Annotated in this window: 21 protein-coding genes; all 21 read right to left on the reverse strand. The window is 36.6% G+C overall.

From position 1 onward, the window contains the following. Positions 1-39: 39 nt before the first annotated feature. Positions 40-1,191 carry an Ig-like domain-containing protein gene (locus tag G9U52_RS07280; protein WP_166147767.1) on the reverse strand — a complete coding sequence of 384 codons (1,152 nt, stop codon included), beginning with the start codon at positions 1,189-1,191 and terminating at the stop codon, positions 40-42. A gap of 289 nt (positions 1,192-1,480) precedes the next feature. Continuing rightward, complete coding sequence (locus tag G9U52_RS07285) at positions 1,481-1,789, reverse strand: phage head-tail connector protein (RefSeq protein ID WP_166147770.1); 309 nt, start codon at positions 1,787-1,789, stop codon at positions 1,481-1,483. Next, positions 1,786-1,968 carry a hypothetical protein gene (locus G9U52_RS07290; protein ID WP_166147772.1) on the reverse strand — a complete coding sequence of 61 codons (183 nt, stop codon included), beginning with the start codon at positions 1,966-1,968 and terminating at the stop codon, positions 1,786-1,788. Before G9U52_RS07290 ends, G9U52_RS07285 begins: the two co-directional genes overlap by 4 nt. Before the next feature lie 71 nt (positions 1,969-2,039). After that, the gene (locus tag G9U52_RS07295) at positions 2,040-2,870 is read right to left on the reverse strand and encodes a phage major capsid protein (RefSeq protein WP_166147774.1); all 831 of its coding nucleotides are present in this window, start codon (positions 2,868-2,870) and stop codon (positions 2,040-2,042) included. A gap of 20 nt (positions 2,871-2,890) precedes the next feature. Continuing rightward, complete coding sequence (locus tag G9U52_RS07300) at positions 2,891-3,514, reverse strand: DUF4355 domain-containing protein (protein WP_166147776.1); 624 nt, start codon at positions 3,512-3,514, stop codon at positions 2,891-2,893. 260 nt (positions 3,515-3,774) lie between these two features. Then, the gene (locus tag G9U52_RS42175; RefSeq protein WP_512699205.1) at positions 3,775-4,128 is read right to left on the reverse strand and encodes a cysteine-rich VLP protein; all 354 of its coding nucleotides are present in this window, start codon (positions 4,126-4,128) and stop codon (positions 3,775-3,777) included. Further along, complete coding sequence (locus G9U52_RS07305; RefSeq protein WP_166147778.1) at positions 4,097-5,404, reverse strand: phage portal protein; 1,308 nt, start codon at positions 5,402-5,404, stop codon at positions 4,097-4,099. The genes G9U52_RS42175 and G9U52_RS07305 overlap by 32 nt, the downstream gene beginning before the upstream one ends. 67 nt (positions 5,405-5,471) lie before the next feature. Further along, a complete protein-coding gene (locus G9U52_RS07310; RefSeq protein ID WP_166147780.1) occupies positions 5,472-6,578 on the reverse strand; it encodes a GIY-YIG nuclease family protein in 1,107 nt (368 codons plus the stop codon). A gap of 101 nt (positions 6,579-6,679) precedes the next feature. Beyond that, positions 6,680-8,278, reverse strand: a complete 1,599-nt coding sequence (gene terL / locus G9U52_RS07315; protein WP_243767184.1) for a phage terminase large subunit — start codon at positions 8,276-8,278, stop codon at positions 6,680-6,682. Positions 8,279-8,348: 70 nt separating this feature from the next. Continuing rightward, positions 8,349-8,963, reverse strand: coding sequence for a hypothetical protein (locus G9U52_RS07320; protein WP_166147782.1), 615 nt, complete (start codon positions 8,961-8,963; stop codon positions 8,349-8,351). Positions 8,964-9,090: 127 nt separating this feature from the next. Beyond that, entirely contained in the window at positions 9,091-9,936 is an 846-nt protein-coding gene (locus tag G9U52_RS07325; RefSeq protein ID WP_166147784.1) for a tyrosine-type recombinase/integrase, read from the reverse strand. A gap of 158 nt (positions 9,937-10,094) precedes the next feature. After that, positions 10,095-10,829 carry a transposase gene (locus G9U52_RS07330; protein WP_166147787.1) on the reverse strand — a complete coding sequence of 245 codons (735 nt, stop codon included), beginning with the start codon at positions 10,827-10,829 and terminating at the stop codon, positions 10,095-10,097. Between the two features lie 57 nt (positions 10,830-10,886). Further along, positions 10,887-11,252, reverse strand: coding sequence for a hypothetical protein (locus G9U52_RS07335; RefSeq protein ID WP_166147789.1), 366 nt, complete (start codon positions 11,250-11,252; stop codon positions 10,887-10,889). Between the two features lie 101 nt (positions 11,253-11,353). Next, a complete protein-coding gene (locus tag G9U52_RS07340) occupies positions 11,354-12,622 on the reverse strand; it encodes a site-specific DNA-methyltransferase (RefSeq protein ID WP_243767185.1) in 1,269 nt (422 codons plus the stop codon). A gap of 808 nt (positions 12,623-13,430) precedes the next feature. Further along, positions 13,431-15,233, reverse strand: coding sequence for a hypothetical protein (locus G9U52_RS07345; RefSeq protein ID WP_166147793.1), 1,803 nt, complete (start codon positions 15,231-15,233; stop codon positions 13,431-13,433). A 15-nt stretch (positions 15,234-15,248) separates the two neighbouring features. Then, on the reverse strand, positions 15,249-15,440 hold the full coding sequence (locus tag G9U52_RS07350) for a DUF5659 domain-containing protein (RefSeq protein ID WP_166147795.1): 192 nt from the start codon (positions 15,438-15,440) through the stop codon (positions 15,249-15,251). A gap of 86 nt (positions 15,441-15,526) precedes the next feature. Continuing rightward, positions 15,527-19,051, reverse strand: coding sequence for a hypothetical protein (locus G9U52_RS07355; RefSeq protein WP_166147798.1), 3,525 nt, complete (start codon positions 19,049-19,051; stop codon positions 15,527-15,529). Positions 19,052-19,810: 759 nt separating this feature from the next. After that, entirely contained in the window at positions 19,811-20,032 is a 222-nt protein-coding gene (locus G9U52_RS07360; RefSeq protein ID WP_166147800.1) for a YdbC family protein, read from the reverse strand. A 115-nt stretch (positions 20,033-20,147) separates the two neighbouring features. Continuing rightward, positions 20,148-23,198 carry a type I restriction endonuclease subunit R gene (locus tag G9U52_RS07365; RefSeq protein ID WP_243767186.1) on the reverse strand — a complete coding sequence of 1,017 codons (3,051 nt, stop codon included), beginning with the start codon at positions 23,196-23,198 and terminating at the stop codon, positions 20,148-20,150. Further along, the gene (locus tag G9U52_RS07370; protein ID WP_166147802.1) at positions 23,170-24,429 is read right to left on the reverse strand and encodes a restriction endonuclease subunit S; all 1,260 of its coding nucleotides are present in this window, start codon (positions 24,427-24,429) and stop codon (positions 23,170-23,172) included. Before G9U52_RS07370 ends, G9U52_RS07365 begins: the two co-directional genes overlap by 29 nt. Then, positions 24,426-26,000, reverse strand: coding sequence for a type I restriction-modification system subunit M (locus G9U52_RS07375; RefSeq protein WP_166147805.1), 1,575 nt, complete (start codon positions 25,998-26,000; stop codon positions 24,426-24,428). The genes G9U52_RS07370 and G9U52_RS07375 overlap by 4 nt, the downstream gene beginning before the upstream one ends. Positions 26,001-26,230: the final 230 nt, after the last annotated feature.

Raw genomic sequence — 26,230 nt, forward strand, 5'->3', positions numbered from 1 at the left:
AATGGCCTACCCGAGTGGGCAAGCCGATATGTAAGAATGTTAAAATAGACTTTTGAGCTGAATCGTCTTTTCTAATGTGATCGTAGGATCGCTCGTAAGCACGGCAGTCAATACGATGTATTTGTTGATATATCCACTACTGCTGCCACCCTTCATCGTTGCACTGTTTCCTGTACTGGCTGTGATACTTCCCATAATCGGGGTCGAGTTATCTTGGTTTCGCAAACTCCACTGTACAGACTGATCGAACACTTCAGTTCCATTATCATAAATGTGGCTAGTGTAAGATGTACTTTGTCCAATTTTAATAGTTGGATTGCCTGTTAAGGATATGGTGTATGTATGAGTCATCGTTTCAACAGTTTTAATCTCAATAGCACCCTGAACATTGGGATGATAGGTTAGCTTCGCGGTAATTGTGGCTTCTCCAACTTCAATCCCCATCACCTTACCTTGGTTATCTATGCTAACCATATTTGGATCGCTTGATGAAAATGTAATGGATGGATTTGATATAGGATCACCATCATCCGTAACTGTACAGTTCAATTGTAAAATATCATGAATCATTACATTGGCTGACGATCCATTATCTATAGTCAATGCGTATGTATGAGAGATTTCATATTTCCATCGGTCTGCCATGTTATTTTCCACATCATCATATGGAGTAGAAATACTGCCCAACGAGCAGCTTAGTTTGATGATTCCATTAACGGTTCGATCAATGCCTTCCACTTTAAATGGCTGGTGTGTATTATAGAAACGTTGGCTAAGTGTAATAGCTCTTGTATCCGCGTTGTCTTGGAGATATACATGGATGGTTCCTTCCGGCATCGATATCATTATGCCAGCGTCAACAGAAAAGCTTTTTCCCTCTACAATGGCATCAAACCATTTCACATTGCCATTCCAGTTAACGGCGATGGTGTAATTACACTTTCGAATCCTGCTGCGATACGATTGTCCATTATGGTCAATTTCGCTTGTTATCAAATATCGCGCATTACGGTAATCAATAAAATCGCCAGTTTGTATTGGAGTTGCTGCGCGGATTATCTTTTCATCTGCTGCTGAAATCTTATCGACCGCATCCCGAATGAGAGCAGTCTGCTGCACACCGTTTATATGTATAAGTTCACCTTTCTCCCGAAGGAAGAAGTCCATCATCGGTTCTATACTTCTCGTCATTGTCATCCCCTCCTATACAAATCCGGCTTACAGCGATATAGATATAGTTCCATATGGTCGCTCCATTCTTTCAAATCCAATATGATGTAAACTTGATGATCAATCCGTATATATCGGCATAGTTCCAGCTCGGAGTGTTTATCGCAAAAGGCTCGATGCGTAACTTCCAGCGAAATATCGTCCTCAAATGTATAGTTTTTTATGTATGGCTGAACATCTCCACAAATCGTTTTTATAGTCGTCAAATTTACAGATTCTAAAATCTCCAGTTTCGTATCATTGAACATGACTAATACCCCACCTTAATTTTTGGCAATGGGAGAGCAAATCGAATGCTCTGCGGAATACCCGATTCATAAGTAGCACTTCTTTCTCCTTCACGTTTCTGAGCTATTCCCTCGGAATCTTTATTTTTGTAAAGGTACATGGCATAATCGACAACCACATCATCATATATCGTGGGTAGAATATCTAGGTTACAATAGCCAAGGATAATGTTATTGGCTTTCTTCAAATAGTGAGTGAGGATATCAACCCTGGAAATATCAATCGACTCGATTCCCAATAGTTGCTTCAACAATTCCAATTGCTCGTTCATTTTGCTTGCTCCTTTTCAGGACTTTTCACGTTTTTAGTGATGACTGTTTGAGGCGACTCTATTACTTCAGCTTTTTCTAATACCACTATTTCATAATTAGCGTTCTTCTCTAGTCGTTTAATTAATTCCTCATCTGTTACGTCCCATTGAATTCCAGTTTCTCTGTTCTTGAACCACATATATTCCACCTCCATTAAATTGAGAAAGGGCATCCAGTTAAGGATACCCACTTGTTCTATGTATTTTTTAATTAAGATTTATTGGCAGTCAATACAGCAATGGCTTCTGGCTTGATACACTTAGCTCCGAAAACTTGAAGTCCTTTGATCGCATCAGAAAATTGCTTCTCTGGACGGTAAGCTTCAACCGAATCTACTTGACCAGCAAAAGAGATTGCACTCTTATGTCCAGCAATAATTTTATATTTTACACCTGCTGTATTCGGTACATTGTTCGATTTATACACTGACATATTATCAATACTGCCGACAAATCCTGTACGCATCACATTTGCATCCTTCGTATAACGAGGATCTTTGATAAGTAAGCCATAAAAATAAGCAGGAACAACAACAAAGCGATCCCCTTCCGGCACATCGTTTTCATCCAAAATAACACCCAAATCCACAAGCAAATCATAGGCTGTTGCTGAAGTCGGAACGATAGGCGTTGTATCATTTCCGATTGTATTTCCTGCTTTTACTTCGGTATAAAATCCTGCGATGTACTGATCCACCACATTCGCCAAACCATAAGATGCTTCCACAATACCTCCACTTAGCAAATCCACATTGGCTTGAGCTGCATCGACATCATCCACGGTAAAGTTATAAAATTTTGCTTGGTCGATGGTTAGCGTCTTTTGTGCAGAATCCAACTCCTGCGGATTGCCAATTCCAGTTGCTTTATCATACGTACCAATAGTTACTGCTCCAATCGAATTAATTTTAACCGTTGAGCCTTGACCAGCGATCAAACCTTCGTAATCGGTATTCACAATATTTCCATAGACCAAATTCTTCTTAAAGCTCTCATTTAAACGTGCGCTCCATATTGTTGGAATAAAATTTGTTACTGCCATGATTATTCACCTTGTCCTTTTCATTTTTTATTGTTGTTTTGTAATACTAGTTTGACTTGATCCCAATTCTTGTTGATTTCATCGGAGGACATTCCCTTGATAGCATCAAGTGTGAAAGTTTTACCTGTTGAATCAGCAGGAGGTGTATATCCATCACCTTTAAGCCTTTGTTCAACTTGTTGCTGAACCGCCAATTGAAGTGACTGTTCAAACGCAGTCAGATTAGCTGTCGTTGTCGATTCGTCTGCACCTATAAAAAAATCCACTAATTGTAGTGGAAGTTTCTTTTCAGATGCAGTTTTAATCGCTTGACTGGTTAGTCGTTCACGCTGCTTCTCTAGTTTCATATTCTCCACTTCGGCACGAAGCTTCTCCATCTCGATTTCTTTTTCATCTTTGGCTGGGAAGCGTTTCTTAATCTCAGCATCCAACAATCCTTCAAGTTGATTCGCTTTCCACGTTTCCAGCGACTTGGTTGTTCGTTTATCTACTGTGCTATCGAACCAACTCTTGGCTTCCTTATCGGATTGAATGAATTGCTCGATACCTTCAACGTTGATGGGATTCAAACCCTGAAGATACGCCTTCACTTCATCTGTTGTGCCATTTGCTTCGATAAATTGTTTCACTTGTTCCAAATCCATATTCATCTTCTCCTTTTTTGTTACCCTCTCGACTCCTAGAAACCGAAAACGTAATTCTTTTGATGTAGTAGTTTAGTGTCATGCTCAGGACAATGATGTTGTGCTTTAGAAATCGCAAAAACGAGGAAAAGGTACAAACATACCAACTCCTCATTTTACCTAAATTTTTGCCTTGATTTATATGGTTTTTGGATACCCCTAAAGAACAACATCAAGCTTGTTTTTGTCGTATCTCCCGCATCCATAATTTTGATTTGTCATTACGGATTCTTTTTCTTACATTTCTCACAATAATGCTGCCTATTTGAATTCGCCTCAAATGTAGTCCCACATTTCTTACAATTAACCTTTGGCTTCGCTATCTGTCTATCAACATGCATATTCCGTTCTAACTTATAATCACGTTCCAATTTCTCATCTGTTGGTAGCACTCCATTTTCAAAATATCGACAGCTAGGAATAAGGTTGTCCTGATCAAAAAATGTACATGAACCATCCTTCCAGCAACAATAATTCGAGATCCCATGCCTCTCTCCCAGATAAGAGGCACAGTTATGTTTGACGAGTTGTTTGATCTTGTTTTTATTCTGCATGTGTAGACTCTCCAGTTCCATCAGCTAATCGTTGTTGTTCTGCATGGAATTTGTTTAGCTCAAGCTTCGGATTCTCCACAAAGGGAAGCAGAGTAAGTAACGTTTCCTTCGAGCAGACATCTTGTAACTTTACGATAACATCAGCCAATCCCACCAAATCCGTTGGAAGATTTCTCGTGAATTTAACAGCGATATCTCGATAATCATATTGGATGCCTTCTTTCTTCTGTAGATAGGTAAAAAAGTTTCGAAGCCTGTTCTTAATCACTTTCTCCATCATGGCCTCACGAATGGCTACTCTATTTTCTAGATTAAGCAGCTTATTCCTTAATGCTAACGAAGACGTATTACTTGCCCAATTCTCATTAAAATTCACCTGATCCATCATGTCATAAATTTTATGTTCGAGATTATCCAGTTCATTTTTAACAAACGAATCATTGATCTCCTTTATCAGCCATGTTACTTTACCACCAACAGGAACCTGGATGATGCCCATCTTCTTCATATTCAGTAAATCTTCTTCTTCTAACTTGGCGTTCTCAATAACCAGATAAGAATTACGATGATCAGCGATTTCATTTACCAAATCCGAATTAAGCGCATTATAGGCATCAAACAAAGAAATCACATCTTGGAAGCCGCATTTCCGCTCAGTATTCGCTGGGCAAGAAATGACAGGTACTCTTCCAAAGATGTGATTGTGTTTGCCGATATATTGGAGTTTTGGTGATTTACTCTGCTTACTTAGACTATTTTTCTTATCGCCTATCAATTCATAGTGTAGGATTTCGTTATCCGTATATACATCCAAGTAAACTTTATCATCGAATCGGTGGGTAAACTTGTGAATAGCCAGCAGTACATTACGATCTGCTGTTCCATCCTCCAACACATAAGCGTTAAGTGGAGTTAATACTGTTGAAGCGAACTGTCCATCACTATCCAGATAATTCAGTTCATAACTTTCACCATATATTTCACTCTGCTTCCGAAGATTAATATTGTGTTCCTTTTCCCAATGGCTCATGTTCAGATCGAGCTTATGTACGACTTCATCATTATCTGATTTGGAAACGTAATTCACTGGCTTCCCTAGTATGTACCCCACTTCATTGTCAACGAATTTCCTTGGATAATTGAAAATCAGCTTTCGGTTGCTTCGGCTTTCTTGCATAGCATAGTCTTTTAGAATGGTGTGATCTCCATTGTAATAGTTGGAGTATGTTTGCTTGGTTAAAGCTATTTGATTCAATTCAGATAGACACTGTATAATTAGTGATTCATTTACTTGCATTGCTTCGCTTCCTTTCATAAGTAAAAAACCCACACCAATTTTGTGAAGGCATGTTTGTAAACTGAGATCATTTTAAAGCAATATTCCATTCAGGCTTATATTCCTTTATTAGTTGTACTTCCATATCTGATATAAACAATTCATCTTCATATTCTGCAATCCATAACTCAATGTTATCACTGAATTGGTTAATGATACTATTGATGTGACAATTGGTAGCTTGTCCGTCTAAATAACAATTTTTAGGACTTATATTTCCGTATCCAGTATTAATTCTTTTGTAAAAACTATCTTTGCAGCGACCTATATACATTATCGTTCCATTCACTGTATATGAGTATAATCCCTTTTTATTCAAAACAGATTTATCAGTAATTTTAAACTTGCAGTACTTTTCATCCCCATATTTATTTAGAAGAAGTTTATAAAAGCTATCCCCCTCATTTTTTAAATAAAACAAAAAATCTCCAATACCATATTTCAAGAAATTCGGATATTTATTCATTACATAAGTTGAGAATTTTAAATATCTTGGTTTCTCCAATGTTTCCAGTACTGATTTGTTTTTCAGGGACGAGAATAAATCCTCTTTATTCAAATACTCATATTGAATATGCACTTTTTTAAAGGCAGCATTTATTATGTAATTATCAGCAGTATGAATGATTTGACGAACGGCTGTTTCATGAATTTCATTATTTACTTTTATAGTCCTATGATTGCCAGTAAAAGTGTTCATATTATTCGGGTAATTTTCTTTAACAAAATCTGCTTTTGAATAAAAACTAGTATACCATTCAAATAATTCGCGATATTTAATCTGTTGATCACTTTCATTCAAAGCGTATACAATATCATCCATATTTAACAAGTGCTCCGGATATTCTTTCATAAAAGAAAATTCTCCAACTCTCGTTAATCTTCTAAATTTGTCTCTACAAGCCCTTAAATAATTATATGAACTAGCTGGGTGATCCCCATTGCACCATTGGCTGATTCTCGCTGATTGCACTGACTTTGTACATAGCTTATCTGCTAGTCGTTGGATATCAGATTGTCGCAGCTGAGCTTCTCGATTCTTATTGTTCTTAATGACTACCTCATCGTATGTCATAATTAATGCTGCCAGCCAAACCGCACCATGCACATCACTTACTTTTACAAGTGTATTCACAGAATCACTCCTTCATTAAGGGATTATAGCACAAGTACTCCTCTAGTAAATCAAGACTGTGATTGTTGTGTTATGTTCATATTTGTGATTGGACATTGTGTTTAAAACAACAAGTTCCGATCATAAAACTTAAGACTTTTAACGGATTGGATTAATTGTACGGCACCATATAAGCTGTCTGGAGCATCGTCATATTTACAGTTTCGATTGTAATCCTTCATTTGGTTGTTATAGCGAATATTATCTACATTAAACAAGATATGTCCCTTTTTGACATCAGGCTCTAAACTAATAATCCGCTCATGCTTCTGTCCTCGACTATTCACACTTTCAACAGGAGTAAACTTTTTCGCCTTCCAGAGTTCCTCTTCAAACTTCTGCTTCATGTAACTTTGTGCTTGAATCGTCTCAAATCCAATCTTATCGACAGGAAAGAGGAGCAACTTTTCAACAGCCACTTGGAACAAATCATCTGGCAGCAGTTTATACACGTTACCGTCAATCACATACAACTGTTTAGTCTTACGATGCTGACCTAAAATAGTAATCGCTGAATAATCGTTCTTCTTTCCAGCTTTGATCGCAGGATCAATATACATGGCAATCTCCATCTCTTCAAACTCTGGCAATCGATCCCAATACATGATGTTCTGAAATATGTAATCGTCCGTTGAGCGTGGATCATTCTGAAGCTCCTTCTGAAAACTATTAATTCCCATAGCTTGACGTTTACAAATTAAATAATAGTACTCAAGATACTCCGGCCAAAGTATCTCAGTACCTTCCAACATCTCATATTTATGGGCATTAAAAAAAGACAGGGCTGTGTTAATCCTATCCTCGTCTTGAAGGTTGTTATATTGGATTTCCCATTCTGCCCATAAATCATCTCGATCCGAAAATTGGACAACTGCTGCTTTGCGGATGCTTCTGACTCCTGGTATCTTACCCTTGAGCAAATCAGCCATGATATCTTCTTCATTTAATATTGTGCCGCAGATGAGAATATTAGTGTCTCGCGTTCCGATTGGCAAAACCACATCAGTGAATGTACTTTTAATCTGATCACGTTTGGTTTCCGATTTAGCAGTATCATCCTTGAGCAAGTCATCGAGTAAAACCAAAGTTGGACGATAATGCTTGTAATGGATACCTCGTAAGGAACCGTCTACTCCACGAATCATAATACAGGAATCTAAGCCACTTTTACTCCTTAGCCATATTTCATTATTGTTCCAACGGCTACCTTTGCGGATTCCGAAATCTTCAATCAGCATCGTATTCGTTTCAAGTTCATCTTTGATCATATCCAAGAAGGGGAGGGCAATAATTTCTGTTGCCGATATTATGAGTGTAAACTGCGATTTATCATAGAGAGTCGCATACAGTGGAAATAAAAAAGAACTGATCGTTGACTTTCCGTGTTCCCGTGGGAGTCCGAAAGCCGTTATCAGTCCAGTATTGGAGAGCATATGTTTTAATTCAGCAAATAGTTGACGATGAAATTGGCCGAATTGGCGGTCGAAATATTTCGGGAAGTAGCAGAGAGCAAAATACTCGATATCCATTTCGGCTATAAGTTTTCGTAATTCCGAGAAAGTGAATGCTTCGATTAGTTGCTTCATTTTTTGCGGTTTGAAATGCTTCTCCATGTATTGCTTGAGTAATTCGGTTTGGCGTTGTTGTTCTTGGTTTATCATATTATTAATAATGCATTTACTCCCTTCAACTTTCACCTGAGTTATAGTTAAAAATAAAGTCTACGTTGAATCACCATCCCCCACTATCTTCCATGCCATCATATGTATAATTATAAAATTGTATGTTTCTTTCAACAATAAACCAAATAAGATCAAAATTTCTGTTTTTATAATTTTGCTTAACCTTCTGCAAAATATCAGTTGAATAACTAAGAATCTTTGCACTTAATTGGCTAATGTCATTGTATTGTAATTCCTTATCATCTTCATAGACAATCTTTAAATCTGATAGTGTTCTAAACCCCGATGCAATCCCCTCGATTTTCTTTTGTATTATATTATTCATCGTATTTTCAATTTGTTCCAAGTCTGAAGAGATAATATAATCAGTAATATCCTCTTTTCGAGGGTATCCCGGAACTATGCCAGATGCATATATGTATGCATTTTCAAATCGATCTTTATAAAATCTAGACAATTCATTGTGAATACTGTGATTGCAACCATGTTTAAATTCTTGAAACTGATTTTCAATCCATTCTTTTTCTTCCAAATAACTTGATGAGAAACCATCAATTAGTTCTGTGTTTTTTTCTTTACATTCCTTAAAAAAATCCTTATCATTATCTTTTTCCTTACCTTCACCCTTTATAGTAATTTTCAAACTTGGAAATAAGTTTTCCAATTTCTATTCCTCCTTTAGTATATTTCACTGTAAAATCACTACAAAAATTTGTATATCCCCTACTGGCGGCTTGATTTTCCAATATAGAAGTACCCCTCCCCCATCAAGCACAAAAAGAGCGGTATCTCTACCACTCAATATTCGCCAATGCTTCAGCCATATCCTTTTCAGTTGTCAAAGTGTAGATATTAGTCGTTGAAACATGATCATGCCCAAGTATTTGCTGAATAGTCGTCAACGGTGTATTCTTCACTAGCCTATACCCCAGCGTATGCCTGAGCATATGAGGAGTCACCTTCACATTTACTCGATTACCATACTTTTTTAAGATCAGGTTGACCGCATTTCGCTCAAATGCGCCGCGCTGTCCGATAAAAAGATACTCTGACTCGCTTTCTAGCCTAACCTCTAAGTATCGAGTGAGTGCTTTACGTACATCTTTATTAATAGGAAGCGTTCGTTGGGCATTCCCTTTACCGAGTATCCGTAATAACCCTTTGCGTTCGCTCAATTCTATATCCTTCAGCCGGATACCGACTAATTCGCTTACTCTGATGCCTGTTCCTATCAACAACTCTATCATACAAATATGCATCCTGTTACCATGTCGGTGAATCTCGTTGCGTAGCTTCCACAAATCCGTATCCTCTAGCCCTTTATATTGCCGAACATCCTTATTCCTGACCGCTTCAACATGTATCTCTTCCTTTATATAACCCTGTTTGAGCATCCAGCGGCAGAATACGTTCATACTGGCTATCTTTCGGTTTATAGTCAGTATCGCTTGATCGCTTCGTTGAAGGATTTTCTTGTACTCTACCCCATCCAATTCGATCAGTTTATCCAACCCATACTCCGTCTTACTTCGATACCAAGCCATGAATGCTAACGTGTCTCTCAAGTAGCAGGATATCGTGTTCTCACTCCGATCCTTACTGCGTAAATGTGCCTCAAACCCCTGTAAATACGGCATTATGCCCCCACCTTTCGCTTGTTTGTCACATCATACCGTTGGTGGGGGAGAAAGTAAACTCATTGCATAACATTTCTTATGCACTCAAAATGGGCTATTTTAGGGCAATTATTGGGCTGAAACTGGCGTTTATCTATCGAATTACTGACGACATAACCTTATGCATCCGACTCTTCGAAGCCTTCCTCAGTGTGACTGAATTCTTCGATAGCTTCATACTCGGCATCAATTACATCAGCTTCTATCATATCAAGGAAGAGTTGCTTCCGTTCGAGCTCAGCAGCTTTTGTATCGATGATAACCTCGCGGCGGTCATTCCATTCATTCGGAGCACGGTTCTTCAAATAGAATATCATCGCTGTCGGATTAGGAGGCTGATGGCGTTTCACCTTCTCAATTCGAGTCTTCTTTTTTCCATTTTTATCCTCTTCAACCACTGTCCGAATTTCCTCGTATTCATAACCAGTTGCAGCCTTCAAAAGTGATTTTTCCACCGTAGATATTATAACAGCCTTGCTCCATTTAACTAATTCAGCAAGCATCGGATGCTTATCAATATACTCATACCAAGTAGCAGGAGCTATACCGAGATTTTTAACAATTACACCACTGTCCACACCTTCTTGGAACCACTGTTGAATTTCAGCCAAACGTGGATATACATGCGTTTCCCATTTGGTCGGTCGTTCTAACGCTTCAGCAAATTTCGGATGCTTCCGTCTATAATCCCCAAGTGTCCAAATGTGAATATTAAGTCGTTTGGCAATCTCATCGTCCGTTAATCCTTCACGCACCCATACAGGGATATCTCTGAGCCGAGGGACAACGAATTGATCATATTTGGTTAGTATTTTTGGTTTGTTCTTCTTCGGTTTATCATCGTTCTTACTCATACATTACTTCGCCTCCAAACAAAAAAAGAGCCATAGTTGGCTCATGAACTCATAAACTCATACCCCTTCAATGTAAAAATATACTCTTTCATCTTCATTTGTTATCCTTAACCATTTTCTTTCCTCATTTAAATCAATCACTTGATAATTAATGTGTGCACTATAATGCAATCTTAATTCATTAAATATATCTTGGTCATTTACAAAAGAAATAATTTTCAGTTCACCTTGTTCATGCAAATATGTACTTTTCTCAAATCGTATGTCTTGATTCGCGATACACTTTATTAATTCGCCATTAAAATCAATAAGCACTAAATTTGCTTTCATTTTATTTTCATCTGATATTCCACATAGTTGCATGAAGCTTTTTAATTTTTGTTCATTTAACTTGATCTCTTCATATTCTAATTGGTTTGCCATTTTATCCACCCCTTTTCTTGTATTATTCTACAAAATGGAATACATTTCCTTCCTAGAATTTTAAATGGGTATCTCTTGTCTTCCTCATTCAACCATTTGGTTTAGTCAGCACATATTCCCTCTGACCTTGCCGACTGAACAACGACCTCTTGATAACTATATCGCTTACCATCTCGAATCAAATATACCTTACTGTCACTACCAATACGTTCAATATACCGATTCACAATCACATCTGCATATTTTTCATCCAGCTCCATCGTATAGCAAATTCGATCTGTATCCTCGCAAGCGATTAGCGTACTTCCTGAACCACCAAATGAGTCGAGAACAATATCGCCTAACTTGCTGGAGTTTTTAATTGGATAGGTGATCAGTGGAATTGGTTTCATGGTCGGATGATACTCATTCCTAAATGGCCGATCAAACTCCCATACAGTAGTCTGCTTTCTATCACTATTCCAGTAATGAGCAGCACCTTGTCGCCAGCCATATAATATTGGTTCATGAATCCAGTGATACGAATGCCTAGACATGACTAAAACTTGCTTTTTCCAGATACAACACTGAGATAATTTGAATCCAGCTTCAATAAACGCCTTCCGAAAATTCAAACCTTCACTATCCGCATGAAAAACATATATACTCGCTCCGTCATCAGCGACTTCATACATTCTAGTATATGCAGCCAACAGAAACTCATAAAATTGCTCATCGTCCATCTTATCATTTTGAATTGTTAAAGCATCTTTCGTCTTCCCGACATATGCCACGTTATATGGTGGATCGGTAACAATTAACCTGGCTTTCTTCCCATCCATCAACGTTGCCATATCCTGCTCACTCGTGCTGTCTCCGCATACTAACCTGTGCTTACCCAACAACCATATATCACCTTTCTGAGTAATTGGATTCTCCGGCAACGCCTCATCAACATCGAATTCATCCTCATCCGGCTCATCGTCCTTATGTAACTCATCAAACAACTTCTCAGCTTCAGAGAAATCGAATCCAGTCAGCTCAATATTGTAATCGTCCGTTTTCAACTCCTCCAATAATCCAGCCAATGCATCAAAATCCCATTCACCTGTAATCTTATTGAGCGCAATGTTCAATGCTTTCTCTTTCGTCTTATCAATATCGATTATCACGCAATCTACTTCTTCGTATCCGATAGCCTTCAATACTTTTGCTCTCTGATGACCTCCAACAATTGTATAATCACTATTACATATAATTGGCTCAACATACCCAAACTCGTTGATACTATTCTTAATTTTCTCAAACTCTGGATCGCCAGCCTTCAAATCCTTCCTCGGATTATATTCAGCATGAACCAGTTGATCAATTTTCAATTTTATAAATTCCAATGTATATTCCCCTTTTCTGTATAAAGCAAAAAGAACCCTAACCATTAGCCAGAGTTCCTGTAGTATTGCTATTCTATTTAAAATTTAGGCATTTTGAACCGCCAATTAACTTGCTCATATTGCATCCGAAAAGCCCAATACTTTAAGTCGTTGTACCATTGCATTTATTCTCAACTCCCATAATTATATTGGCTGCTGATTACCCTTTTTCTGAATTACGAAAAAAAGAACCACACGAATATATGGCTCCGATCAATTACAATTATTAATTGGCATCATATAAATAAACAAATTTTATTCATCGCACAATCGCCTATCTACGGGCTGACAAGCCCGATCATATTAACTCATACAATAATGATTATTGCTTTGAATCCGATTTAGACAGGACATCCAGTTTATCAAACATTCGTTCAATTGATTTTTGAACATTATCCAATCTACCCAGATATAAACAACCCGTTGAATATTTTGCATCATAATAGCATCCTTTTATTTACAAATTACAATCCCTATGATATATTTATTTCTGTTGGGAAGCACCCACAAAGAAGAGCCTTAGGAAAGCATCCTGAGGCTCTTTATCGTTTAATATCGATAGTTCACATGGATAATCATAAAAAATCCAAGTGCCTGCTGCAGAAACGAAGATACTGTTTCTTTGCCCGCCCCACCAATCCAAGGAAGGTCACCTTGGAGTTGGCGTATACGGTGTTGTGTTTAAGCTTTCAATCTATTAAATCAATCACCACATGAATTATATCTATATAAGTTATATAGTAATATTTCGTGTGGTATTCAAACTCAATTATGAGATTATCAAAACCCTCTTTCGTTGACCAAAGTTCGTACTATAGGCCACTTCAATATTTCGTTTATTTATTATCTTATCATTTTTAATCTTGTCCCATAGCCTGTAAAAATTTCTATGGTCATATAAACCTTGGCATAATGCTTTTATCTCATATTCACCACAATTCAATCCAGCTATTTTCTCAAGAATTAAGCTCGCAGCAGATTTATTGAGGCGCTTGTCCTTGTTATAACCTTTCTGCTCTCTTTTCTTTCTCTTCTTCTCCCGTACTGACTCAAATTTGCAATCCCCCTCAATGACACCATTAAGCTGCTTTAGAATCATTTTATGCACTCTATCATTATTATTAAAAATATAAACATCTGCTTTTTTATCAGCATTTTGTTTTCCTCTTCCAATTCTCTTTAAACCTTGGTAGATATTACTGACAATATCGGTTATTCGAAGTTTTTCAAGATCTTCATTTTTAGTGAAACCCATTCCCTTATTTATTTTTTGTATGAACAAATCATCATTTGTTAATTGTTCGCTTGTATAAAACATGTACATAAAAGCGTAGTAAGCAAAGCTTATATTGGGTGTATGAACAATGAAGCATTTATTGTAATCCTCCCAATCATTTTTACCTCTCATTGCTTGAAAATTAGACATACTGATATCCAGTTTCCCCAATTCTTTTGGATGGTCTTTTTCAAGTGCATCTATATCTTCATCGCAACCAATGAGAAATATTTTATCTCCCTCAGATGTATTTTCGTTAATCAGCTTCATCACATCTTTATAAAAGTAATCATTACTATGCTTCGCATAACCTGTACTATTTTGCTTAATAAAATTGATTGTCCAGTTAGCATGATCAAATATTCGTTCGGAGTTAACCACTTCAAAAATATTGGAAGTCTCATACATATGATGAAATTTTGCAGATGCATCAAGTAAGATATTATTGTCCAGAAGGAAATAACCAATTTTATCATTGTAAGTGTGCAATGTCTTATTACAGGCGATTACTTTAGGATTATTATAATATCTTTTCAACATCTCCAATTTCCCAATGACGTGTACGTTACCAGTCGTAATCCCGAACCTATTTTTCAAATGTCTTAAATAGTTTTTTGTGAATCTAGCCTCTTTAATTAGCGATATTAACTCGTTAATACGACTCTCTACATCTTTATCTTCAAACAAGAAAAATTTCATCTCATTTTCAATGTATTTATTTTTCTCCACTTCAATATCCGCGATAATATTTTTATACATACTTCCTAAATCCAATTGTGTAACTGTATCAAATATTTTAAATTTTACAGATATTTCATTGAGTATTTTCTCCATCGTATAGATTGAATCAGAGTTCAAAATTTCCATCGAGAGCAAATTTAATTCTTCATCAATAATCAGGTTGGTTCTTCCTTCAGTATACTTCTTCCGTTTTTCACGATCCTTGCATAATTGTATATACTTAGAATGTGTGATAACAACAACGCTATGATCTCGTATTTCATCCTCATTTATTTTCTTATTCTCGGAATGAATAGCCAATGCATCTGTAACACCTTTAGCGATTCTGTTCACTTCAGTAATGAATTTACAAACAACCAGAGATCTGGTAAATGGACGGTGTACTTTCATTGATTCCAGCGTTTGAATTAATGTTACCGTCTTTCCTATATTTGCTTCAAATGGAAACACTTTAATTTTTCGATTTCCCGTTTCCTCGAAGTAGTCTGGTGCAAGTTGTTTGGCAAGGAGAGCCAATTGTAATTTTCTATTTTGCTCATATGTTTCGATCCCCAATTGTTTTGACTCCTCCTAACCGATTACTTTATCTTTAAAATTAGTGTAAGCTTCCATTGCTCGTCTCAACTGTAGAGTGTCCTTGAAGATGAATATTTTACGGTTGGCATCCTTCAAATCCATTTTTTCATCAAGCTTATGAAACCGATTAAACATCAACCACCCAGCCATTCGAGATTGAGTAATTACAATTGTATGATTTTCCATGTGTGACCTCCAATATTAAAAGTTATCAGAATGCGAAATATACAACCCTCCGCATTCCGTTCCACTGCCTGACAAGGCCAATCCAATTAAAATTTAATATCAACTAGACACTTTAATGAAGCTTTACCTGTCTTCAATATTTTCTTAATGGTTATTTCCTTGCCCATATAGTTTTCCAACATGGTGTCGCCTTCTTTTCGCACTATGCTGAGTCCTTCCGCGACTCCTAGCCAACCACGGTCATCAAAAATCGTGTATGTTTGCCCCAGTATGATTTTCGCAACTTCATCGGGATTCCATGGTTTCTTATCACTGCTAAGCAATGTAACTTCGTAATCGATCAGGTTTTTCAATATGGCTTCCGATTTCTTGAGATACTTTTCAGGAATGCTCATATCTTTGCCTTCCGGAAATTCGAGAACATAGGCTTCATGCTTTGTTACACTAGTGTAATATTCTCCTAGCCATTCGAAAGTGTTATTATCAGCAATTTCCGTCAAATGGATATATACTTTATCCCGATCTTCATAGTTCAGTTGGATATTTTGCAATATGCCTTCACTGGCTACAACCCAACAGAAGGAGTAATTCGTATTGTCATTTTTAGCTTTGGAATCCACGTAGGTCATTCTGACGGTAGCAGTAGCGAGTAGAGAAGGACAACTACAGATTCCTTCTGTTTGCTCTTTCGCTTCCTTAAACAACTCTGCGAATTTCTCGTCCATTTCTTTCCTTAATCGCTTATGCCTTTCATCCGAGGAGTATCTATTAAGGCTCAGCTTTTGCTTCGTTAGAATTCTATTCTTTTGCAGGAAAGTAGAGTATGTCTCCTGTAAGGCGGCAATAGTTTGATCGATAATAGTCGTATCCAGGTTGGGATTTTGATAGTACTGATAAATATTTTGGAATTTATGCCTTTGGATCTTACTATCCGTTTTTTCAATCATGACTCTATTTACATACGCCTTGAACTTCTCCATCACAATAGAAAAATCGTCCAGAGCAGAAGTATGTTTCTTATCCTTGTTGTACTCAACACCATCTTTAAATTTCATGAACTGCGGTTTCCATTTTCCAAATTGATACTCAATCACATCAGGGATGACTACTTTATCGAACAGACCAGATTTAGATGCATCAATACAGAGTGCCTGTAAATGCTTCATGATCGCAATCGGCAGTTTATATTTCATTAAATTCCGTTCTGCATTGGCTATATTTTCGATGGTCGTATTCATATCCGTTATTTTGCCTGTTTTATCTTCGGAACGAATAATAAAGTCGATTACGTTTTGCTTCGTCCATTTCTCTGCTTCGGCTGTAGCTTTATCGGCACCATTGACTTGAACAGCAGAGTCAACAATATAATCGTGAAGGGTAACTTTGGATTGAAAGGGAAATCGTCCTTCGAAATGCTTCTGGATATTCATATTCAATTCTTCGAGCAGATTCTTTCCGTGCTTCTCACTTTTTTCGTTATTCAATACAAAATTATATTGTTCAAGATACTCGATTCTGGTATCTGCAAAATTCCTCTCCGTTGAAAGTACAAGCAATTCATCGCCATCTCTATCTGCACCCCCGAGACGATCTGGCTCCGTTCCAAGAGGGAGCTGTACAATATTATCCATATGACGAATGAATTTAGAATCTTTGCCACTGTAATCTATGAAATTAGTTCTAGTAATCTCGCTGAATGACATAATCGGATTTCTAGCGAATAATTTCTCCCCCATATTCTTTCCACCACTGTAACATTGCTTTGAATCAAGAAACCCTTTGCCTTTATAATCCCAAGTACCTTTATCCTCTGCCGCGGCGTAAGATAAGAATGCTAAGATATCCTGAGTTACATACATATATTTGGCTTCCAAGTAAAACTTCCCTAAGCACATTTCATCTATTTTGTGATCAATGACATCCTTAATGGTTTGCATCACCTTGTGTTCAAAGACCATTTTTTTATTGAGGTGAATCGCTTTAATAGCATCACTACAATTTTTCCCGATCCCATTATCCGAATTTTCTTTATAGACCAAGTTCAGAAATGCTTCGAGATACTGGATATCATCCCAATCAATTTCCTCCTTACGATAGATGCTTAACGTTCGGTGGATCATATCACCAAGGGTATTGGACAAACAAAAAACATCACATGGATGTAGATCGAGAGCCAACAATAATTGATACGATGATTTCCGGTATTCTTCATGGATAGGTTTAGCGATATTTGAAATGCCAATAGCATCGTAACCATATTCAATTAGCTTGGATTTGTAGTCGGCAATAGAAGAGAATAACCATTGTTTATCTTCCGAACCATCTGACTTCAGCCCCACAACTTTTAACTTAGCTTTAAAGGTGGACTCCGTGGTTAAAATATCAATCTTGTCCGTATCATGCCATGCTCCAAATATATCTTTAATTCTTCTAATTTTATGCTTACTGAAATAACCTCGAAAATCCACACATGGAAAGAAGCCCTTTATGGCTGGTAATCGTAATTGATATCCAGTTATAGGAAAACCAGTTTGTAAGAATGCTTCCATACTCTGACCAAGTTCTTTGGAAACTAAGCCCATACCATCGAAAACGTTCTCCATAACTGGATAAGCTTTCACTTGAGTAAGCTGTAATCCAGTTGACCATTCGGTAATCGGTATATCTCTTCTCTCATATTGCTCCGTTTGGTCGATAGTCCATACTGGAACATGAGTACCATCTTTCTTGATTATCTCCCAAGTTGGTTCGATGAGTGCTTTTAAAATTACTCGTCTTCCGTCTTTCTCCCAGAGACTGACTGTTTTGTATTTCTCTCTGTCTTCAGGTGCAATCTTAAGCTCAAGCTTTCGTTCTTTGACTTTCTCTAAAATTTTCTGGCGTTCCTTATTAAATTCTTTTTCTGATTGTAGATACTGTTGGAGATCAGCATATACGGATTCTTCATCTGGAGTACGAGTATATGGCTGAATCATCTCCACATCTTCAATGACAGGTATCTCTTTATCAGGAATAAAACAAATCGTTAGTTTCTCCATATCAACAGAAAAGAGGTAAACATCTGTTGTCGTTAGCGCATTACGTGTCAGATTTTTAGATACTGTACATTTTGTTGGCTCCGTGCCAAGGGAAACATGTTGTTTCAATTCATCGTAATATTTATCGAGAACGAATATTTGACGGCATTCTTTGTTTTGGCTTCCTGATAGAACATTATCCAGGAATACAAACTTATGAGTGCTAATGAGTTTCCCTGATTCAGAATAATACTTGGCGTTATAACCTTCTTTCAGCAGCTTTGCTAATTTTCCATTCGTCTCATTGGATCTGCCTCGACCAGTTTCAATCGTCATAATGGGAAGGACGTTCTTCTTTATTTTTATTGAAGCTCCACTTTTCGATTTCGTAAGCGAGCCATCTTCATTTTTCTTATACTCGATGGCTGACTCATATTGACGTTTCATGATTTTCTCGTTCAGAATGTAATACATAAGAGTTTCCGTTGCCAACATTGCAGCTTCTAGATTATATTCTAGTGAAAGTATTCCTTCCTGCTCTTTAAGATCATCGAGATCGTATTGCCATAAGTGATACTGACGTTTAGTGATCAATTTGTTATGACCTCCATTTTTAAATGTAAAAAAAGAATAATTCACTATATAATTTCATTTGTTCATTTAAAGGAAAATATCTGCTCCGTTAACGTCCATCGTTGCAAAAACCTTATAGAACAAGGGTTTTTCGCTAATTCACACTGGCTGTCTACCAATTTTATTAAATAAAAAATATAAAACTTGCTGATTACTGCTTGTGTTTTAACGTGAATCGTGATAAATTTAGAAAGTAAAAAATAATAGATTAGCATATTTTCCTTTAGTGCATGCGATTTTCCGTTTTTCAGTAGGATCATAGTTAAAAATGGGTGCATAAAAATACCTCCTCAAACTGAAATAGAACATAAACTTATACCAATTATTAGGTATATTAATTTAATATTATCACACTGAGACCCTCAAATGATAGAGGTTTTTTTGAGTTTATAGATCATCCGAAAATATACATAGGGAAGAACCGAAGGCGATGTGCTCTCGGTTCTTTCCTCATTCTATTAGGTTTAAAATTATATTTTTTGCTTTTATGATTCTTGGATCGCGGCAGAGGCTGAAACTATTTTCGATTGCTTCAATGAATTTATTGCCTTGCATTTCGGACATTGGTCATTGTTATGTTTATAATTGTATCTTGCGCCATGCTTGATAGCCTCTGCTATCGCCATGAACATTACGTCATACTCTTTAGTTTTATATTCACATTTATCACAGTTGACATATGCCTTCAAACCGATTTCCTCCGATTTACATGTTGCTGCCCTACAACTCCAACCCATTCAACATATCCCTCAACGCAACAATCTCTTCCTTCGATAACGTAACACCTTTGCCCATCTTATCATGCTCAGACGACCATTCGCGGATATCATATTTCGGATCGCGGTCATTCCAGCTGATGAGATTGAGTTCCTTGCTCCAGCCTTTTGCACCTTCGGATAGGATTCCGATATTTTTGGTAATTTCGAATTTAAGTTCTGCCATTGTTTAACCCCTCATTTTACTATTTGTTTCATACTTTGTGCAGTCAGTATTCCCCAAATAACTAGTTCCCTTTAAAGTACTCCCTTAACCCACTTGCCCATCTTCGAATAATTCTTTAAGCATCCATTGGCCATCCCTTATACTTATCTTTCGCCTCATCCACTAAGGCATTCGTCAAAAACTTCAACGTTTCTCCGGTTACTTTTTCACGATTTAATACTCTGATTACAGCAAGTTTGACTTTTGCTAAAATATCAGTTCGATGAGACTCCGTCCATCCTGCCTTGAATTCTTTCTTCATTTCTTTAAGGACTTTATGCACTAAATCAGCTATGAATTTATTTGTAAACGATTGTTCTTCTAAACTGGCAATAATCTCATAGAATGAAATTTCTTCTTCAGATAAACCTAAATCTTTACGCTTTTGCACTTCTTTTAATATTTCATTACGCATCTCAACCATTAATCGAACAACATCAGCAGCCGTAATAACTCGATCATGGTAATCCCTTATTGTTTTCTCTAATAGTTCACTCATTTGTTGTGATTGCTTTTTGTTTTTAGGGAATGTTAACTTTACTTGATTCTCTAAAAGCTGCTTAAACAATTTCAACCTTAAATCCACATGTGGTTTATCCTTAACATCAAGAATAAATTCTTCGTCCAAAATAGAGATGTCAGGTTTTTCGATCCCCGCAATAGAAAAAATATCTATAGTCCCCTTAACTTCTAAACTTGTATCTACTAATTTTGTGAGTTTCCGTTCAAGTTCTTGTTCAGATTCAAAATCTTTCATACCGACTTTACGAATTTGTGTTTTTACGACTTCATAAAGAAGAACTTCATCTACAACAGGTCGTACTTCCATCTGATTTGATACTAACTTATATGCTTTAGAAAGTATTAATTGCGCCTCTAGATAATCTTTTTCGATATCTGAACCTAAAAATAAAGCAACCAAATTTGCAAGTAAATCCTCCTGTTCAACTTTTCCAAGTGAACGCCAACTCTTGCTACGAAACTGCTCCGGTATTAAAGCTCTAATACCTTCAAGCGATTGCAAAAACAAAATCAAAGCTTCACTCACGTCCAACTGAGTGCCTTTAGGGACGGAGCCAAGATTCGTATATTGTTTAGTTGCCTCTTTCAATTGTTCAGCAATACCGATAAAATCAACAATTTGCCCTCCCTCTTTTTCAGGGAAAACACGGTTAACACGTGCAATCGCTTGAATGAGGGTATGCCCTTTCATAGGCTTATCTACATACAAAAAGGTCATTGGGGGAAAGTCTGATCCCGTTAAAAACATATCTACAACAAGACATATCTTTAATGGATCCTCCCCATCTGCTAATCGTTCTTTAAGCAATTTCTTTTCTGCATCATTTTTAATGTGAGAATACTTACTACCTTCCTGTACATCTTTCCATTCAATGGGATCAGTTGTTCTTCCTGTCATGATTATTTCCATCGATGGACAGTTAGGTATTTTTTTCAATTCGTTATATAATGCTACACAAATTTCACGGCTCATCGAAACAATTAGTCCTTTTGCAAAAGGTTGCTCTATTATTGATTCATTAAAATGTGTAACAATTTCTTCTGCAAGTTTATGTAGACGCTTTGGTGTACCGACAACTTTCTTCAATGCGGCATATTCACGCTTATATTTCTCTAACGCATCATCACTTGAACCTTGTTCTACAATTTCAGCAAAATCAGTATCAATATTAACGTTGGTTAAATCCAATGGAATCAACTTGGGATCATACATTAGTTTAACCGTAGCACCATCTTCAACAGACTGTACCATATCATACGTATGAATAATTGGTCCGAATTGCTCTGTAGTATCTCGCCCCATCATAGTAATAGGTGTACCCGTAAACGCAACATGCGAAGCATTGGGAAGTGCATGTCGTAAATTACTGGCAAATCCTTTTGCTCCATACTGGGTACGATGTGCTTCATCTGCTATAACGATAATATTACCACGGTTCGATAATACTGGATGTTCTTCTTCAGTATCTTTTATACGGAACTTTTCGATAGTGGAGAGTATAATTTGCCCACCTTCATTTTGGAGCAAAGTCCGTAAATCATCAGCATTTCCTGCCTGTTCAACATTTCCTATGAACGAGTAGGCTGATGTGAATGTTTTATACAGTTGTTCATCCAAATCTGTTCTATCTACTTGTAAAACGATAGTTGGATTTTCTAAATCCTTTGATTTCCTTAATAGGTTTGCTAAAAATAACATTGTAAATGACTTTCCTGAACCTGTGCTATGAAAAATGGTTCCAATTTTGTGATCTCCATCAATTCCAACTGCACGAAGAGCTTCTTGATAAGCAATATTCGCTCCAAAAAATTGATGATATTTGGCCCCAATTTTTGACGATTTTTCCTTATCCTTCTTAAAGAAAATAAACCGTTGTATGTATTTTAAAAGGCATTCTTTATTCATTAATCCTTCTATAAGTGTTTTCATTGAATGAACGGGATTGTTTTCAATATGATGTCCATCCTTTGATTTCCACTCTGCAAAGTATTCCATTTTTGCAAATGGCATACCATGCATAGTACGAACACCATCCGCAATAACTACAAAGGCGTTGTAATTGAACAATTGAGGAATATCCTTAACATAGTGTTGTAATTGCAAATGTGCGCCGTGCACTGATGGATCCTCTCGATAAGGACTCTTTAATTCAAACACAACAAGTGGTAAACCATTTACAAATATATTGACATCAGGACGACGAGAAAAGTGTCCATCAATCGCAAGCTGGTTCATAACCACGAAATCATTGTTTGTTGGGGTGTCCCAATCAATAGGAAGGACATCGATAAGCTTTGTTTCACCGACTTCATCATAAGAAAACGTCATCCCTTTTACTAACCTATCGTGAAACCGCTCATTTCTTTTCTCTACAGAAAGACCATCGACTGTTGTAAATAAAGAAACTAATCGAGGAAGCTCACTACTTGGAATTGAAGGATATTTATGATGAAGAAACGCCTTTAAGCGTTCCTCCATCACTACATCTCTCAAACTCTCTCGAGCCATCCACTCATACGCTGGTATGTAGGTATAGCCTTGTAACTTCAAACGTTCTATCGTTGTTTCCTCAAAATCAGATTCGTACAATCGATTCTTTGTCAACTGCAAGCACCTCTTTTATCATGTTGGCTGCTTCTTTCACTTCAATTTCACCCGATAGTAGGCGTGGTAAGAGATAATTCCTGGTGTCAATTAATTGATTTATAATTCCCGAGTTTATCTTGTACAATTTATCCCATTTTTTTACTCTTTCCTCAAATAAATCAATAATATTAGGATTAGGTATGGTAACTTTCAGATTCTCTAATTCTAATTTATTTATAGAATTGAAAATTGTACCTGATCCATGAGAATCTTCTGATTTAAATATGTTTTTTAATGTATATAGTAAAAATGAATAATTATTATCTTTTGGCCTAATAGCTGCCAGTCCACGTCCTATAACCATTTCACTTGGAGCAATATTAATTCTTCCCACAGGTGCTCTCACACTCGTTAAAATATCATTTTCGTTTGCTACACGCAATATTTTTGAACTGTACACTGTATGTTGTGGGAACCGTTCTTCAAAACCTGTAACTCCTTGATGGAATGGCAATCCTTCATAATCAACATTATAAAACTCGGATTTGGGTGATTGTCCCATAATAATTAATGCTATATCTTTAAGAGATTGAACTTTCCATCCATTCGGAATATCTCCAAGTTCGCTTTCTTCAAATTCACTATCTTTAAAGGGACCAAAATCAACAAACCAATGTTTATAAAGTGTTTGGGCCATTTGTTCTAAAGTCCGATTAATATTTCTATTCAATTCTATTTTTGCATCTACTTTTTTTAAGATTGATGCAATTGCAATTTGAGTTGTAAAAGCAGGCAAACTAATTTCAAACTCTTCAATCACTCCCTTGGTTAAAGCCTTCCTAGTTCCACCATGAACTAAATTTAATAATCTCTCTTTATTCTTTCTTTCATTAAGTGCATACATTACATATTCAGGGGAGTTTGTGGTATTTACTCTAATAATACAAACATGCTGATTGACTCGAGCAGGGAGTAATTCATTTGGTACAATACAGCACCTTCCCACAGAATCACCGGTAATATTCAATAAAATATCTAGCTGTTCAATAGTTACATTTCTAAGAAGTTGTCCTTCTTTATAATCCAAATAAACTAACCCATCTGTTTCGAATTTATAATCATATATATTTTGACTCCTGATTAAAGTGATACCTTCTTGAATATAAACAGCTTCACCGCCTCTCGGAGTCGATCCACTTCCTATTTTGAGAGTAATATTTTTTAGTTTTTCCATCTTAAAACTTGTCAAACTAATCCCTCCAAGTCTTTTAAAATACCTTTTTGGAGGTGATTACTTTCTTCAAATTGCTGCTTCAATTGCTCTATTAACTCTGCCATCTTGTCCTCAAATGGCACACTATCTTCTTCTTCTAACTCCGTTCCAACATATATACCTGGTGTTACCTTGTAATCTTGATCTTTTACTTGTTCGATTGTTGCAATTTTACAGAACCCTGCAATATCTTCATACATACCTGCTTCATTCCGAAATTGGTGATATTTACTAGCAATTTCACTAATCTCACTTTCAGTTAACGTTTTTTGGCGACGAGAAACCATCCCACCCATCTTACGTGCATCAATAAATAGAATTTCTTGTTTGCGATTGCGGTATGATCCTTTTCCATCTCGATTTTTACTTAAGAAAAACAAGCAACATGGAATCCCTGTTGTGAAAAATAACCTTTCAGGTAACTGAACAATACAATCAACATAACCTTTCTCTATTAAAGCTTGTCGAATTTCCTTTTCACCTGTTGTATTTGTTGTCATAGCACCGTTTGCCATAACAAATCCAGCCGTTCCAGTTTGATTTAGATGGTATAAGAAATGCTGCATCCATGCATAATTCGCATTAGAGTTTGTTACTTTAATACCTTCAACACCTAATTGATTAAAACGCGGATCATTATTAGCAATACGATCAGCCCCCCAATCTTTCATATTGAAAGGTGGATTAGCGATTACGTAATCAGCTTTTAAATCACTGAACTGAGGTTCTAATAATGAATCACCTAGCTTAATATTCGCATTAATACCATGTAATAACACATTCATCTTACCTAATCTAACAGTCGTTTCCTTAATTTCTTGACCATAAAAGGAAAGGTTTCTATTGTGACTGGAATAGTCATCTGATTGAATGAACATACCACCTGATCCACAAGTTGGATCAAAAACTGTACCTACCCTTGGAGCCAACATTGCTACTAATAAACTTACAATAGCAGATGGTGTGAAGAATTCCCCACCGCGAGCACCTTCACTAGATGCAAAGTTACCAATAAAATATTCGTAGACACGCCCAAGTACATCGACACTTGATTCACTATTTACGCTAAATACATCTTTAGAGAAAATGGTAATGAGTGCAGCTATATTTTCAACTGGCAGTGACGTTGCTTGTTGAAAAATTCTTGGAAGTGTACCTTCAAGTTCTTTGTTTGTTTCCTCTATTAACTTCATTGCATTATCAATAAGTTCTTTAATATTCGGTTGGTTGGCGTGTTTCCTAATGTAATCCCAATGAGTTTCTTTTGGAATCATAAATACGTTATCTTCACGATATAACTCTTCCATACTTAAGAACATTTCTTTCATCGTTTCATCTTCAGCAGCATAATACTCACTTTCTGGATCGTTTATCATTTCCGTAATCTTTGCTTTGCGCTTATCATATCGTAATGATAAATAACGCATAAAAATAAGGGGTAATACGTAGTGCTTATAGTCAGCCGGAGCAATTGGTCCCCGTAATTGATTAGCCGCATCAAATAATTCATTTTGAAAATCAATATCCGCCTTTAGTATTTGGCTCATTCCATTGTCTCCTTCTACATTCTTAAATAATTTTGTTATCCCAAAGTTGTTGTTTATAACCTATTCTTGCAGCTATTTCATTTAGCTAAAAGCATTGTACGTTGTGGTTCTTCATTATAACCTATCACTTCTGAAAATAGTCCTTTAGTCTTATTCCACAATCCAACTGGAAATTCCTTTATTCGACAGATTATTCCCAACATTATACACCCGGCAACGACACAAATCAT

The organism is Paenibacillus agricola, assembly GCF_011440305.1.
In the GTDB taxonomy this organism is placed as follows: Bacteria; Bacillota; Bacilli; order Paenibacillales; family NBRC-103111; genus Paenibacillus_S; species Paenibacillus_S agricola.